The sequence below is a fragment of the Spirochaeta cellobiosiphila DSM 17781 genome (genome assembly GCF_000426705.1).
Taxonomy (GTDB): domain Bacteria; phylum Spirochaetota; class Spirochaetia; order DSM-17781; family DSM-17781; genus Spirochaeta_E; species Spirochaeta_E cellobiosiphila.
Genome location: NZ_KE384554.1, coordinates 269,199 through 284,508, shown reverse-complemented (window position 1 = coordinate 284,508; position 15,310 = coordinate 269,199). Strand labels below are relative to the sequence as shown.

Below are 15,310 nucleotides of genomic sequence, written 5' to 3'. Positions count from 1 at the left end.
ACACATTCTACCACGTTCTTTCAAGTAATTACTAAGTATTTTGAATGAGTCTCAATTTTATTTGTGTTTATTAACTATGATTATTTTACTATTCCTCCTTTGTTTATGTGGTGCCGGTTGGGCTGATAATTCCCTTTCAGTCCAAACAAATTCGGATATGGAATATAAATTAGGACTACGTTTATCCCATGTACAGGCTAATTATTACTATTCGAAACTTCAGGAACGGAAGAAGTATTATTTAAACATCTATAGACTACATATTGGTGATCTTAATCCAGGGGGATGGTTATCCAGAGATTTTTCTTCTGAAAGTTCTTATGATTTTACTTCTGTATCATATCTATCAACACCTGGAGCTAATGCGAGTACTAATCGCCAGGGATTAGCTTATGAAGGTCAGTATCTTCAATATTTAAATATATATAATGTAAAAAGTAATGAAGCTTTACGAGCGGGCATGTTAAGCTGTGGTAGCCTTGTTAAGCTGCACTTCTTTGGTTACTCCTATTATAGGGAGTTAAGTGTTGATGATGATTGGTATAATCCCGATAGGTCTGATTCTCAGGATATTTTTCGTTATGGTTGTATCATGGACCTGGGTTCTATAGTCCCCATTCAAATTAGAAATTCATATTCTGATAAAGGTCATCTGGATAAGTATGGATTTAGTATTAAGATTAAGCCCCATCGAACCTATCGTATTATTGCTAATTATGATATCTGGAATGACTTTGTTATCAAAAGTGCTGAATATTGTCAGACAGGATTCTCTTTGAATCATAGTCTCAATTCTCAGAATATTGAGATTAAGCACTCTTATCTCTATCGTAACTATTCTGGTAGTACATCCTACTATGATAATCAACGACAACAATATGGTATAAGGCTAAGCTGGAAAACTCTTAGTTTGTATCTTAATACCACTCATGATATTAAGCGTTTTAAATATTACATCCAAAAGGAAGATATCTATAATTTTACCTATTATTCAGGAGCAACATTCGATAATCGATTGTTCCATATTGGACTGCGGAAATGCCAAAATATTTCCTCATCTTATTACCTGTTGAATCTAAAGCTCACTTATAAAAAAGGTAGTTGTCAGTTAGAGTATAAAGGAGGAGAGGACTATCAAATATACAAATCTATTCTGGCTTGGGATAGTTCTCATATAAAAGCTTCTACCTCTTTTCAATATGATGTAATTAATTCAACCAACAGGTTCTCTTTGGGTGCTTCCTGGAAGTTTTAGTGAAGTAAAATGATTTTATTTAATTCAAAATAAATCGTTAAACCAAGAACATCAATAACTGTTGCCATCAAAGGACCTGCGGCAACTGTAGGATCAAACTTCAACTTATGTAATATCAAGGGAACCATTGCACCAATGAGTGTTGATGTGATGACCACAAAAATAAGACTAAAACTAATTGTGAATAATTGTAGTATCTGAAGATCATGAAAAAAGAAATAGTTTCTCACTAACATGATGGTAGCCATGATTATCCCAATAGTGATACCAACAAAGAGTTCCTTTATAACGATTTTACCAAAATCCTTAAAGTGTACTTCCCCTGTCGCTAATCCTCGAATCATGAGGGTCGCTGATTGGGTGCCACAATTTCCTCCTGTTTGAGTGATACTCGGTACAAATAAGAAGAGAAAACCTAATGTTGCACTGAGGTAATTATAGAGGTCCATCACATTTGCTGTGAACAAACCAGCAATGAGGAGTATGCTTAACCAGGGAAGACGTTTTTTTACTAAACCAAATAAAGATGTATCTAGATAGGGATCAATATTCCCATCCATAGCTCCCATTTTATAAATATCTTCTGTTTGTTCTTCCCTTATTACATCAATAACATCATCGAAGGTAACGATTCCTAATAGGCGATGATATTTATCTAATACAGGAATGGCTATTAAGTCATGGTTCTCCAAGGTTCGAGCTACCTCTTCCTGGTCTGTCTCATCTTGAACGAAGATAATATCCCTTTCCATGATATCACCAATGATTTTATTGTCTTTAGCTGACAAGAGTTCCCTTAAGGATACAACACCCATAAGACGTTTTAATTGATCTACCACATATATATAATAAATAGTTTCCACTTCTTCCAAGTTTCTTCGAACAAAAGCCAGAGCCTGAGATACAGTGATACTGGCTTGTACTGCTACATAGCGGGGCGTCATGAGTCCAGCTGCATCATCTTCATCATATTTGAGAAGGAATTCGGTCTCCTTTCTCGATTCATCAGACAAGCTTTCCCATACAGAACTTCGTACTTCTGGACTAATGTTCTGTATAAAGTCTACAAGGTCATCAGGTTCCATTTCTTTTAGTAGAGTTTTCGTGTTTTGGGCTGATAAGTTTTTAATCAGCAATTCTTGATGATTTTTTGATAGTTCTCTTACCAATTCTGCACGTCTGTCTTTGGCTAATTTAAGGAAAAGTCTAAGGCGTTCTTCATCCTCTAGTTCATCCCAATGAAATAGTATGTCTTCTATTGACATAGTGGACAAGTGTTCATCTATATTGGAATAGAAATCTTTATAATTCTTAATGTTTTCCATTTCAGTAGACACTATTTACCTACCTATAAAGATAATTTCTGGTTCTAAGTTAAATCCAGTAGCCTCTCTAACCTGTTCTATTATAATGTTAACCAATGATTTTATATCTTCAGAACTTGCACTTCCTTCATTAATTATAATGTTTGCATGCCAATCGGATATTTTTGCTTTTCCTACCTTCAAACCTCTAAGACCTAGGTCATCAATGATTTTACCTGTAGGAGCACCAAAGTCATGATTATTCTTAAATGCCGAACCAGCACAGGGAGCTCTATAATGCCCTTTTGAAGCCCGATCATTATATCTTAAATCCATCTCTTCTCTTATGAGAGCCTTTTCCTTATGTTCTAGTTTAAAAGCCGCTCGAAATATAAAAAGGTCGCCTGATTGAAAGGGACTAACTTTGTATTCCCAATCAGTTGGATTGTAGTTATATCTGACTAAGCGACTTTTCTCATCCAAATAGTCAACCCATAGGAGATGATCAGATATTTCATGCCCATAGCACCGGGCATTCATTCTCAGGGCTCCTCCCAAGCTGGAAGGCATACCATAAAAACTCTCTAAACCAGAGAGCTGAGCTGATTCTAATTGATCTATTAGAGTAGATATTTCATTTCCTGATTCGGTAATGACTATATCTGATAGGATTTCAACATGATTGAGTTTGTTTGTGTTGATAACAAGCCCTTCAATGCCATCATCAGATATAACCACATTAGCCCCTGCACCTAGAATAGTAATGGGTATTTTGTAATCATTAGCCCATTTTAACAGGCTTTGTATTTCTTCATAATCAGTTGGTTGGGCAAAATAATCAGCTTTGCCACCGATTCTGAATGTTGTATATTCTTTAAGAGACACTTGAGGTACAATCAAGTTATGATTGATTTTTTTTCCCATATTCAATAACTTAGTCACCTGATACAATCTATCGTTAGTTGAAAAAAAAATCTACCAGGCAGGGAGGATTGCTTTGGCCTTACAATTCTATAATACACTACATAGAACCATGGAAGACTTTAAACCTATTAATAAGGATGAGGTCGGTTTGTACTGTTGTGGGCCAACGGTATATAATTTTGCTCATATTGGTAATTTGCGAACTTATTTCTTTGAAGATATTCTTAGAAGAGTCTTGGAAAGAAATGGATATACTGTAAAACATGTAATGAACGTAACCGATGTTGGCCATCTATCTGATGATGGTGATGACGGTGAAGATAAAATGATAAAGAGTGCTAGAGAGAAGGGGTGGAATGTTTGGCAAATTGCAGAACATTTTACCAATGCTTTTTTTAGCGATATTGATTCTTTACATATAAAAACTCCTCAAGTGGTCTGTAAAGCCACTGATCACATTAAGGATATGCAGAACTTAATATCACAATTGGAAGAGAAGGGTCTGACCTATGTAAGTGAAGGTAACGTGTATTACGATACCGAAGGATTTACTAGTTATGGTGAGATGGCATTATTAGATCGTCAGGAATTAATGTCTGGTGCTCGTGTAGATATTGATACTGCTAAAAAAAATCCCAGAGATTTTGTTCTCTGGTTCACTAAGTCCAAGTTTGAAGATCAGGCTATGCAATGGGAGTCTCCCTGGGGAAAAGGATATCCTGGATGGCATTTGGAATGTTCTGCCATGAGTACTAAGTATTTAGGAGAACAATTTGATATTCACTGTGGTGGTGTTGATCACATACCTGTTCATCACACCAATGAGATTGCTCAGACAGAAGGGGCTACTGGGAAATCTTGGGTAAATTACTGGCTTCATGGGGAATTTTTATTAGATCAAACAGGTAAAATGTCTAAGTCCAAAGGTGATTTCTTAACTTTGCAAAAGCTCAAAGATATGGGTTATGAAGCAATGGATTACCGGTATTTTCTATTAGGTGCACATTATCGTTCTCAGCTGATATTCACTTATGAAAGTTTGGATAGTGCAAAAAAAGCCCGTAAAAACTTAGAGAAGAAGGTTTTGGAATTCAAATCCAAAGTAACAGGATCTATTATCCTGGATGAGACTGGAAAGCTTATCATTGAAGAGTTTAATGCTGCTTTGGATCAGGATATGAACATGCCTAGAGCGCTAAGTGTTGTATGGAAAACAGTTAAGGCAAAAAATATGTTACCAGAACAAAAGTTAGCTGTTCTCTACGATATGGACGGAATATTGGGACTTGGATTAGAAGCACTAGAAAACGTTGAGGTTGTTGAAGAGCCTCTCGATGATAAACTGTTACAATTGATAAGAGAACGGGAAGACGCTCGAAAAAATAAAGACTTTCTTAAGTCTGATCAATTAAGGGATGAATTGTTAAAACAAGGAATCCAAATAATAGATACTCCACAAGGTGCACAATGGAAAAAAGTGTAACCTGCTGTGTTAGGGTTTGTTGTTTAGTATGAGTGATGTATCCGTATTTGAAAAGATATATCGAGACAATTATTCTCTTCTTAATAAAGTTGCCATTAAGATATGTGGTGATCAGGATGTTGGGGAGGAGGTTGTTCAAGAAGCTTTTATAAAGTACTACGAAAGGATGGAGTCATTACCACAGGGAAAAGAAGCTCTTTACTGGCTTATCCGGGTAGTCAAAAACTTGTCACTCAATAAAGAGAAACGTAAGGGGCGAGAAAGAAGGGCCTATGAGCGTTATTTTAAAGAACCTAAAAAGGACTCAAAAAACGAGGGAGAAGAAAATACGCTTAAAGATGAAACAAAAGAGATCGTTAAGGAAGCCCTGCTTAAGTTGCCTCATAAGCTTCGAACTATTTTGATTTTGCGTGAGTACGCTGGTTTTTCCTATCAGGAAATAGCTGATTCATTGCATATATCAGAGGGAAATGTGAAGGTGCGTATGTTTAGAGCAAGAAAACAATTAGCTGATCTTATTGATCAAGGAGAAGTCTATGTGCCCTGATAAAACTTTACTATCAGCCTATCTGGATAATGAAGTTCCTACTCCTTGGGATCATCAAATAAAGGAACATATTGACTCGTGTCCAGAGTGTAAACAGGAATACTTAAGCCTGAAGAATCTAAAGGTTCTAATGAGTGAGGATAATGAAGCTCTTACAATGAAGGAACCTGATATGGATAGATTCAACGATATTGTTAGATCCTCACCAAAAAGGGGAATGTTCTGGCATAAATCCATCAATATTCCAGCTCCCTTGGTAACGGTTGCCGCAGCAGCTTTGTTTGCTCTAGGAGGGATTAATTTTTGGAATGGAATGAATTCTTCAGCCCAGAATTCAGGGGATCTTTTGAATAATCTTTCCATGAATGCTAATGTTCAGGATGTAGATCTTGCTTTAGAGTTGATGGAAGCCGAACAAGGCCTTAACTCCAAGAACACTATGGAAATCCCTACAGATATGCCTATAAAAACTTACGGTAATCCTGAGTTCTTACGATCCGCCTCTTTTAAGGGGAATTCTGGAAAGTGAGTAGACATTTCTTAATCAACACTTGCCTATTACTTTTGACAGTTATGAATGCCTTTGGTCAAGATGTGGATAAAGATTTATGGGATGAACTAAAATCTAAAGCTGTTGTTCTGAAGGTGGAAGCTGAAATGAACATCCCTGAACAGGGGCTTTGGAGTGGGGAAATATCCAAAATAACTTTACCAGGCAGAGCCGTCCTATTTACTTTGGAAGGAAAAACCTTAAAGCTAAAAACATCCTTAACCCCCTATCTTCAGGAGGATGGTTCTTATTTATTAATAGCTCAGGGTCAGATGTGGTATAAAGAGGATAATACAGCTCAGTACAAAACTGTATTTAAGAGTCTAAAAATACATCCTAATGAAGCACTTTTTTACTATCCGCTAGGAATTTCAGCGACTGGCGACTATATAATTGAACTTGAAATTATTCTACGGAAGCTTGATGAAAAAGATCCCTAAAATATCACTAATTTTTATAGCCATTGTTATTGGTATATTTCTTATTAATCTCTATATCACTAGACAAAAGCCTCATATCTTGTCGGTTGAACCAAAAAGTATTCAGCCGGGAATGGATGTTCAAGTGAGAGGTAATTCTTTTGGCAGAAAAGGATACTTAACTATTGATGGAGATAGAATATTAAAAGAGCAAATAACAGAATGGGATAAAAATCTTATTAGATTTGTAGCTCCCGACAATTTTAGCACTGGAGTATTGATTGTTAATACTGATAATGGTGCAAGTCGAGGTGTTATAGTAGCTAATAATGGTGAATTTCCAAGTTTAGTCTCTATAAATGAAAATATTCCTTTATTAACCAAGATAGGACCTTCTTCCGCTCAACTAGGTAGTTTTGTCACATTGGAAGGGGATGACTTAACCCGTTTTCGTTCTGGTAAAATCTTTCTAAGCGGTGTAGATAATAATTATGTCATTCCTATTGAGTGGATACATTCCTGGACAGATAATTCTATCGTTTTTACCTGGTTAGGTGATTTTGCGGCTAATGGCATAAGCCTGGTACAAAATAATAAATCTTCTAACATTATAAATTTTGAAACAAAAATTAATCAGTATGTTCAAAAGGAAAACTTCAAAACGATAATATATAATAAACATTTTGTATTGTCCCATCCTAAGGGTATTGTTAGAATTAATGCCCAGGATGATTTTGTGGGAATTGGGAATTGGGAAATCATTGGTGCTAATAAAAGTTATGAACTAAGGGGACATTATGTGCAGTCAAAGACTTCTCAATCTAATAGAGAAGAATTTAGTTACAACATGATGATCGAGCTTCAAAGGGTCTCCTGGCACGATTTAAGCTCTCTTCCTAACATCCTTATAGATAAAAATGATGACTATTTTGCTCCTTACCTCAAAAACACAGAGATTGTACCTGCTGGTAATGCTTCTATAACTTCTATAAGGGAATATACGCAAGGAAGGTATACTAATCCTTATAACATAGCGGTTAATAGTTATAACTACCTGTTAAAAAGACAAGCCTATACCACAGACGAACTTCCTGTAGATCAACAGATTAGCACTCGTCGTAGTAATCCAATGGGATATAATCAAATATACGCTGCATTAATGCGTAATGCTCATATTCCTGCTAGAGTTATTTCAGGGATGATTATGGACATGGAAGGTAATACTAAGAACCATTCTTGGGTTGAAATATTCCTGGTTGGAGCTGGGTGGATTATAGTAGATCCCAGTCAGCAAGCTGTTGATTCTAATTATTCAGGATTTGCTCCCAGTAATAAAGTTTATTTACCTTTTGGCTGTTATGATGAAATCATTGAAGGTACACAGATTAACAACAATGACTGGAATGTGCATTTGTTAAATCAATATGGGGATTACTTTGAGGGGTATAATAATTCCATCGAATCCTTGGAAGATACTGAGATCAAATTAATAGGTGACTTTAGCGTTAAGGTTCCACGTTGACAAAGGATTTTAGCCCCCCTATACTTCTATATGAATCCGTTAAAAACAGGTAAGGTATGCATAACCCATTACAACTGGCACTTCAATCTTTCAAAAAAAACTCGTATATCATAGTAGAAGGGAAGCATAGGGCTGAATACTTTTACATCATCCGTTCTGGTACTGTTAGGGTAAGTAAAGAAGTTGAAGTCGTTGAAGAGGAAGGGGGAAACATCCTGGAGCCTGGTGACTTTTTTGGTGTTGTATCAACCATGTCCTCCCATAGTCATATTGAGACGGCTCAAGCTTTGACAGATGTTACATTGATTGCCGTTCATCAAGAACAATATGGATTACTGATAGAACGTAATACTCCAGTTGCTATGAAAATTATTCAGAGTTTTTCTAAACGTATGCGTTTCCTTGATGAAGCATTAACCCGCTTAACTTTTAAGAGCACAGCTGAAATCGATCTAAATCATCTATTTATTGTGGGAGAATATTATGCCAAAAACAATAAATATAATCAGGCCTACTTTGCCTATCATCAATATTTGAAATTCTGTCCAGATGGTAAGAATGTTAAAACAGCTTTAGATAGGGTTAGGAGGATAAAGCCTTATGCTAAAAGTGTTTATCTTGAAGATGATAGCGAGGTTTTTACTAGGGAATATCCAAAAGAAGCAATGATTTTTTCTGAAGGGCAACCGGGAAATGAGCTATATATAATCCAAAAGGGTAGTGTGAAGATTTCCAAGATTGTAGATAATCAGGAAGTCATGTTAGCCATATTAAAGACTGGTGATATTTTTGGTGAAATGGCTTTGATTGAAAAAAAAGCTAGATCAGCATCAGCTGAAGCCTATGAAGATGCTGTCTTATTAGCTGTGAACCAAGCTAACTTTGAAAGAATGGTAACGACGCAGCCACAAATTATTTCTCGCTTAACTACTTTATTAGCAGAGCGTATATGGTTTATATATAAACAGTTAGCTAATGCTATAATGGAAAAGCCTTTAGGAAGACTATATGATGCTCTGTTAATACAGCTCGAAAAAGCTAGAGTACCTATTAAAAGTGGAAGTAGTTATACCTTTGAGTTTGGTAAGGAAGATCTTATAAATATGATAGGGGTTCCTATGGCCGAAGGTAGGGCTGTAATGATTGATTTGATGAAAAATAAAAATCTTAGAGAAGTGGATAACAAAATATTTATAAGTGATATTGAAGAAATTGAAAAACAAGCAAAATATTTTAGAAAAATGGAAAAGATTACTCGATCACGTAAAGCTTCATTCTAACAAAGTAATGAATAAAAGAATAATTGTTGTAGCACTATTAATATTCAATACAATTGTTGCTTTCTCTCAAAATATTGAAATATCAAGAACTCCAAATGTCTTTAGTAATCAGAGCATTCTGGATATTAAACGTACTGAAGATGGTATGGTCTGGCTATTGACATCTAAGGGGTTGTTACGATGGACAACTAATCATTTTGAAGTATTTAAGTATCGTTATGATGGGTATTTAACAGAAATAGTAATTACAAATGATGATAATATACTCATCTTAAATAATGAAGGGACTCTCTATGAATTTAATCAATTATCGGGACAGTTTTATTTAGAAAGGGATATCAATCTATTTGGTAAAAATATTAAACATCTCTATTATGATAAGAGTTCTGATTTATTGTATTTAAGTACACCGACTGATTTATACAGATATGCTGATGGACCAATTATTAACATCTATAGTGATAATTCCAATAAAACCATATTCTTATCAAATGGCCAGATATATATTAGTAAAAATGGGAAGTTATTCTGGTTAAATAGGGTAACCCCTATAGAGTTGTTCCCTGAAGACTGGAAGGAGTATAATGACTTTTATGACGTCTACATTGAGTCTCCAAGTTCCTTATATGTTGCGACTGTCAATAATGGACTAGTCCATCTTACAGATAACAAGAATTTAACTATCGATAGTGATTATATCGTCACACAAATAAAAGGCTTCGATCAAGATAGACTAATTTGTACAACCTTGGATGGAAATGTCCTTATGTATAGGGACGACAAACTGGAAAAAGTTTTTAATGGAAATATCTATGACGTAGAAGGGCTTTTTATTGATGAATTTCAGACGATATGGAGTTATTCGGATAATAATTTTAGTTACTTAGCTATCAATGGGATGAGTAATGTCAACAAATATATTCTTAATTCCGATGACTATAAAGCTGTCCTACATTTTGATTCCAAGAACAATGACATTTATTATATCGATAGTCTCTCCAATCTCGTTTTGCTTAATTTGCAAGATAATAAAAAGCAAATCATGTATCCCGATTTAGGTGTACCTCTAAAAACGTTGATATATGACAGGGCTATGATTTTACAGTATCCACATTCAATTATATACTACAGTTTGGATACTAACACCATTAGGACTATGCTTGAAGTAGATAAGGCATTCATTAAGGAATCTGTGTACTCGGATGATCTTTATGTTTTGACTAGTGACAATACTATTTTTGAAGTTGCTTATAATCGTAGTCGTAAATTTTATATTGATAATAAGATTTTGAATATTATTCCATTTCCCCAAAATGGTATTTGTATTTTTACTGAGAACGATAGCAATTATATCTTGAAAAAGGGTAGGTTGAATGAGTTCAGAAATATTTCTTTTGATCTTTTTCCTAGTTCACCGATTGATAGTTATTACCTAGATAAAGAAGACCGTATTTGGATGTCTTTTAAAGCTGCTGGAATTGCAGTGTACAACTTCAAAACGGATAAGTTTAAAAAGGTTGATAAAAATATACGTAACAACAATTATCAATTGTTGTGGAGGGGTGACCAGCTTCTTTCTTCTTCTCTCGATAGCATAAATGTTTACAAAATGGATAATTCCTTAGATACGATATCAGTGCAAAGCTATATGCATGATATGGAGATAACAAAAGGGATTTCTTTTGCTGATATGGGTGATGATCATCATTTAATAAATACTAGAAAGGGATTATTAATAGATCGCCTTAACGAAGACAGGCATCAGGAATTTCATAAACCTTCTATCTATATAGATAAAGTATCTTTAATGAAAAGGAATATAACAGAGGAATACTTTAATACTTTAACACAGGGCTTTGAACTGTATAGTGATGAATCAATAATGATAAGGTACGGTTATCTAAAAGACCAATCACTTCAGCATTTTCAATTAGCTTTCCGTCTAAAAGGGTTTGAAGATCAATGGCATTACTCAGACATTAATGACTATGTGGAATATAAGAATTTACGTACGGGGAATTATACTTTTCAATTAAAACTAAAAGATCAAAATGATAATTGGTTAGATGAATCAAAAGAGGTTTACATAAATATAAAGCCTTTCTGGTGGAGAAAGATAGTTTTTATTTTATTAATTATCTTCATTATTATCACAATCATTATCATTTATTTACAGTATCCGTTGCATCGAAAAAAAGAAAAGTATGAAGAGCTTGAAAAGAAATTTAAAGCTATATCTGAATCTGCTACTGATGCAATTTTGTTTGCAAACCAGAGTGGTAAAATATTCTTTTGGAACTCTGGCGCAGAGAATATATTTGGATACAAATCCGATCAGATTATAAATACAAATGTTGAAATCATTCTACCTGAGTGGTTAGATTATACTCAAAAAAAAGGGGAAAACGGCTTATTTGTAGAACAAATATATGAGTCTTTTGCCTATAGAAAAAATGGATTACGTTTTGATTGTGATTTGTCTTATAGTTCCTGGAATATCGGCAAGAAACAGTATCATACCTTTCTGATTAGAGATATTTCTGAACGTAAGGAAAAGGAAAAGGCTCTTGTTAAATCTAATAATTACCTAATAGGGTATAAGACTGCTTTGGATGAATCAGCGATGGTTATAGGATGCACTCCAGAAGGTATTATAACCATTGCTAATGGTCAGTTCTATGAAATCACAGGTTATACCATATGGGAAGCTATTGGCAGGCCTATAGCTGATTTTATTGGTGATGATACTGCTAAAGAAATATTTCATCCCACTCAAGGAATCACTAGCAGTAGAAAGAACTGGCATGGTGTTATTGAAAATATCAATAGAGATGGGGAACTTTATGTCCTGGAATCAAGTGTTATCCCTATCTATGATGAGACAGCTGAGGTCGTTGAGCTTGTCGCAGTTAGCCATGATATAACCGATTTACACAAGGCATTGAAAGAAGCAAAGGCAGCAGAACAGGCTAAGTCAAGTTTTCTGGCTAATATGAGCCATGAAATAAGGACTCCTCTTAATGGAATTATAGGATTTATAGGTCTTCTGAGTAACACCAGTTTGGCGATTCAGCAAAAGGAATTTGTGGATACGATTAAGTCCAGTGCTAAAAATCTGCTTGCCATTATTAATGATATTTTAGATTTTTCAAAAATAGAAAGCCAGAAACTTGAGATAGAGTCTATACCTTTTAATCCTATTACAGAATTTGAACACATTGTCGAGCTTTTTATAGCTGGAGCATTGGAAAAGAATATTGTTATTCATTTTTTTGTTGATCCTGGCTTACCTATTCTCTTATTGGGAGACCCCTTAAGACTCAAGCAAATTATTACCAATTTGTTGAGTAATGCCGTTAAATTCACTAAAAATGGGGGTTCCATTCAAATTTCTATACGTTTAGGAGATATGGGAGAAGATTATGCTGTTTTAGAATTTTCTGTTAAGGATAATGGAATAGGAATCCCTAAGGAACAACAGAAGAGTATATTTGATAGTTTCCATCAAGCAGATAGTAGCATTAGTAGAAAGTTTGGAGGTACCGGGTTAGGTCTGGCTATCTGTGCAAGCTTAACAGAAATTATGGGTGGTAAGTTAAAACTTAAGAGTGAGCAGAATGAAGGAAGTTTATTTTATTTTGATATCAAATTCGATAAACCAGAAGCGGCCCTATCTTATCAATCAAGTATTGGCATTAAAGCTCAAAGGGTCGCCTATATAGATAGTGAAAGCTCAAAACTTCCTACTTTTATTAAGCATTATTTAACAGTGTTTTCAAAAGAGTTAGAAACTATGAAAGAAATACCTCTTGATATCAGCAGTTATGATTTGCTTGTAATAGAAAATATCCCAGTAAATACTGATAAAATAAAACAATTAAACAGTAATAATGTTCCTCTTTTTGTTATCAATGATCATCATGTAAATACAAAAAAATCTGACTCCCTTGTACTCAATTATCCACACTTCTTAACCAATATAGTTGATTGTATCCATACTGCTATTAATGGAACTCATACTGTAACTCCACAAAGTACCAATACAGAAGATAATTCTCAATTAAAAGGTCATGTATTAGTAGTAGAAGATAATGAGATCAATCAAAATCTTATGAAAATAATGCTAGAAGAATTAGGTTTAACTGTAAGTTTAGCTCCTAATGGATTGCATGCCATTGAGTCCAGACAGAATAATGATTTTGATATGATTTTTATGGATATCTCAATGCCTGAAATGGATGGTGAGGAGGCTACTCAACTAATTATAGAATATGAAAGAAAAGCAAAACAGCAGCATTGTCCCATTATTGCTCTAACAGCTCATGCTATCAAAGGAGATAAAGAAAGGTTTATGAATATAGGTATGGATGATTATCTATCCAAACCTATTGAAATGGAATCTTTAGTAATGATAGTTCAGAAGTATTTATCAGTTGAGAATCAGGGAGACAAACTCAATCGACAGGAAACAGCTAAAGTCCTAGGGATCTCAATTGAAACACTTGATCTACTCTTTCAAGAGTTTATCTCACGTAAGAAAGAATTCATTGATGATTTAGGTTCTGCTATCGAACATGAAGATTTGGACCAAGTTCATATGATAGCCCATAAGCTTAAAGGTTTGGCATTAAATTTGCGTTTAGACGATATTGGTTCCATAGCCAGTGAAATTGAGCTGGCTGCCAAAAATAAAGAAGATCTTGAATATGATAAATTGTTTGGGCTACTTCAGTCTGAATATCAAATAATAGAAAAAATGTTATTGGAGATTTTATGAAGAAAAAAGTTGTAGTTGTTGATGATGATGTCATTACCCTGAAGCTTATAGAAGATATTCTAGTGGGTGCCGGATATCATGTGGAAATCTATGAGGATGCCCGGATTATTTTAGATCTGGTTGAAGAAAGGGATGATGTAGATCTTATCTTATCAGATTATTTTATGCCTAATATGAATGGACAAGTATTTCTAAAGAAATTAAGAGAGAATAAATATGCAATTCCTTTTGTGTTTTTAACATCTAATTCTGACCTGGAAACTGCCATTGATATGATGCGTTTAGGAGCTCAGGATTTTGTAATGAAACCTATCCGTAAGGATACTCTCTTATTTCGTATTGAAAAGACAATTGAGGAATTCAAGATAAAACGAATTGTAGATAGAGTGGAAAAGGAAAAAGAGATTCGGCATTTAGAGACCCAATCCATAGTTAATTGGAAGGGGCTATATGCTAACAAGGATATAAAACAAACAGAACAATTCATGGAATTGTTTACTAGAACTATCCATCAATCGGGTGCCTTCTTTTTATTAGAGATGCTTAAAAATGGTATAACGAAAATAGACGATGACCATTATCAAATACAAAAATCTTTAGTAGATATGATTATCCAGGGTAATGAAAAATATCAAAGGGTCTATGATCAGATCAGTTTTATTTCTCAGATCAATTCCATCAAGTTAAGTGAAGATAAAATATCTGTTTTAGAGTCATTTCATGAGATGAAGCAATACATTGATAATCTGGATGATATGTTCAAAAAATATGGAAGAGACATTAAACTAAATAGATGTTCTACTTTTTCAGAAGGTTCTCTCCAATTAGATTTATCTTACTTTAAACGAGTGTTTCATGAATTAATCATTAATGCAATCAAGTATTCTCCTGATAATAGCGAAATCACCTTTTTATGGGATGTTAATTGGCACCAAAATAAAGCTTTTGTGGAAATATCTGTTAGGAATTTACCTCTAACTCATGGGACAATTGTAGGTATACCTTATGAGTATTCAGAAATGGTTTTTGATTTGTTTTATACAATTCCAAAAGAACCTAAAACACTGGCTGAAGAAATTTGGAGTGATGGTATGGGATTATATGTTGCTAGACAATTACTAAAGAGGCAGAATTCGTGGATTGAAGCAAAAAATGGTATTGATTATACAAAAGATGCCCCTGAATCTTTTGTGTCTTTTACGATTTATATTCCTATTCAATAGTAGCTTGAAGGTCCCTATCAAATTTG

11 protein-coding genes are annotated in these 15,310 nt (G+C 34.4%); 9 read left to right on the top strand and 2 right to left on the bottom strand.

The window, feature by feature from the left end; translation table 11 throughout:
- Positions 1-76 precede the first annotated feature (76 nt).
- Positions 77-1,255 carry a hypothetical protein gene (locus K345_RS0108115; RefSeq protein WP_028973732.1) on the top strand — a complete coding sequence of 393 codons (1,179 nt, stop codon included), beginning with the start codon at positions 77-79 and terminating at the stop codon, positions 1,253-1,255.
- Here K345_RS0108115 and mgtE read toward each other — a convergent pair.
- Positions 1,252-2,592 (bottom strand): magnesium transporter, encoded by a 1,341-nt coding sequence (mgtE, locus tag K345_RS20270; protein WP_053228152.1) that lies wholly within the window; start codon positions 2,590-2,592, stop codon positions 1,252-1,254. The two genes, K345_RS0108115 and mgtE, sit on opposite strands and share 4 nt — an antisense overlap.
- A gap of 3 nt (positions 2,593-2,595) precedes the next feature.
- Positions 2,596-3,483 (bottom strand): UDP-N-acetylmuramate dehydrogenase, encoded by an 888-nt coding sequence (gene murB / locus K345_RS0108105; protein WP_037571614.1) that lies wholly within the window; start codon positions 3,481-3,483, stop codon positions 2,596-2,598.
- Between the two features lie 73 nt (positions 3,484-3,556).
- On the opposite strand from murB, the gene cysS reads away from it, so the two are divergent.
- The 8 genes from cysS to K345_RS0108065 are packed head-to-tail and all read left to right on the top strand — an operon-like array spanning position 3,557 to position 15,284.
- Entirely contained in the window at positions 3,557-4,966 is a 1,410-nt protein-coding gene (cysS, locus tag K345_RS0108100; protein WP_028973730.1) for a cysteine--tRNA ligase, read from the top strand.
- Positions 4,967-4,994: 28 nt separating this feature from the next.
- The gene (locus K345_RS0108095; RefSeq protein WP_037571612.1) at positions 4,995-5,513 is read left to right on the top strand and encodes an RNA polymerase sigma factor; all 519 of its coding nucleotides are present in this window, start codon (positions 4,995-4,997) and stop codon (positions 5,511-5,513) included.
- A complete protein-coding gene (locus tag K345_RS0108090; RefSeq protein ID WP_028973728.1) occupies positions 5,503-6,042 on the top strand; it encodes an anti-sigma factor family protein in 540 nt (179 codons plus the stop codon). The genes K345_RS0108095 and K345_RS0108090 overlap by 11 nt, the downstream gene beginning before the upstream one ends.
- On the top strand, positions 6,039-6,503 hold the full coding sequence (locus tag K345_RS0108085) for a hypothetical protein (protein ID WP_028973727.1): 465 nt from the start codon (positions 6,039-6,041) through the stop codon (positions 6,501-6,503). Before K345_RS0108090 ends, K345_RS0108085 begins: the two co-directional genes overlap by 4 nt.
- Complete coding sequence (locus tag K345_RS0108080; protein WP_028973726.1) at positions 6,487-8,004, top strand: transglutaminase-like domain-containing protein; 1,518 nt, start codon at positions 6,487-6,489, stop codon at positions 8,002-8,004. The genes K345_RS0108085 and K345_RS0108080 overlap by 17 nt, the downstream gene beginning before the upstream one ends.
- Before the next feature lie 56 nt (positions 8,005-8,060).
- Positions 8,061-9,284 (top strand): Crp/Fnr family transcriptional regulator, encoded by a 1,224-nt coding sequence (locus K345_RS0108075; protein ID WP_028973725.1) that lies wholly within the window; start codon positions 8,061-8,063, stop codon positions 9,282-9,284.
- On the top strand, positions 9,217-14,061 hold the full coding sequence (locus K345_RS22290) for a PAS domain S-box protein (protein WP_211227851.1): 4,845 nt from the start codon (positions 9,217-9,219) through the stop codon (positions 14,059-14,061). Before K345_RS0108075 ends, K345_RS22290 begins: the two co-directional genes overlap by 68 nt.
- Positions 14,058-15,284: a hybrid sensor histidine kinase/response regulator gene (locus K345_RS0108065; protein WP_028973724.1), complete on the top strand. Its 1,227-nt coding sequence runs from the start codon at positions 14,058-14,060 to the stop codon at positions 15,282-15,284. Before K345_RS22290 ends, K345_RS0108065 begins: the two co-directional genes overlap by 4 nt.
- Positions 15,285-15,310 lie beyond the last annotated feature (26 nt).

Excerpts from the sequence above, each read along its gene's own strand:
- K345_RS0108080 (WP_028973726.1), top strand. The coding sequence starts at position 6,487 with ATGAAAAAGATCCCTAAAATATCACTAATTTTTATAGCCATTGTTATT.
- K345_RS0108075 (WP_028973725.1), top strand. The coding sequence starts at position 8,061 with ATGCATAACCCATTACAACTGGCACTTCAATCTTTCAAAAAAAACTCG.
- K345_RS0108115 (WP_028973732.1), top strand. The coding sequence starts at position 77 with ATGATTATTTTACTATTCCTCCTTTGTTTATGTGGTGCCGGTTGGGCT.
- K345_RS0108065 (WP_028973724.1), top strand. The coding sequence starts at position 14,058 with ATGAAGAAAAAAGTTGTAGTTGTTGATGATGATGTCATTACCCTGAAG.
- murB (WP_037571614.1), bottom strand. The coding sequence starts at position 3,483 with ATGGGAAAAAAAATCAATCATAACTTGATTGTACCTCAAGTGTCTCTT.
- K345_RS0108095 (WP_037571612.1), top strand. The coding sequence starts at position 4,995 with ATGAGTGATGTATCCGTATTTGAAAAGATATATCGAGACAATTATTCT.
- K345_RS0108090 (WP_028973728.1), top strand. The coding sequence starts at position 5,503 with ATGTGCCCTGATAAAACTTTACTATCAGCCTATCTGGATAATGAAGTT.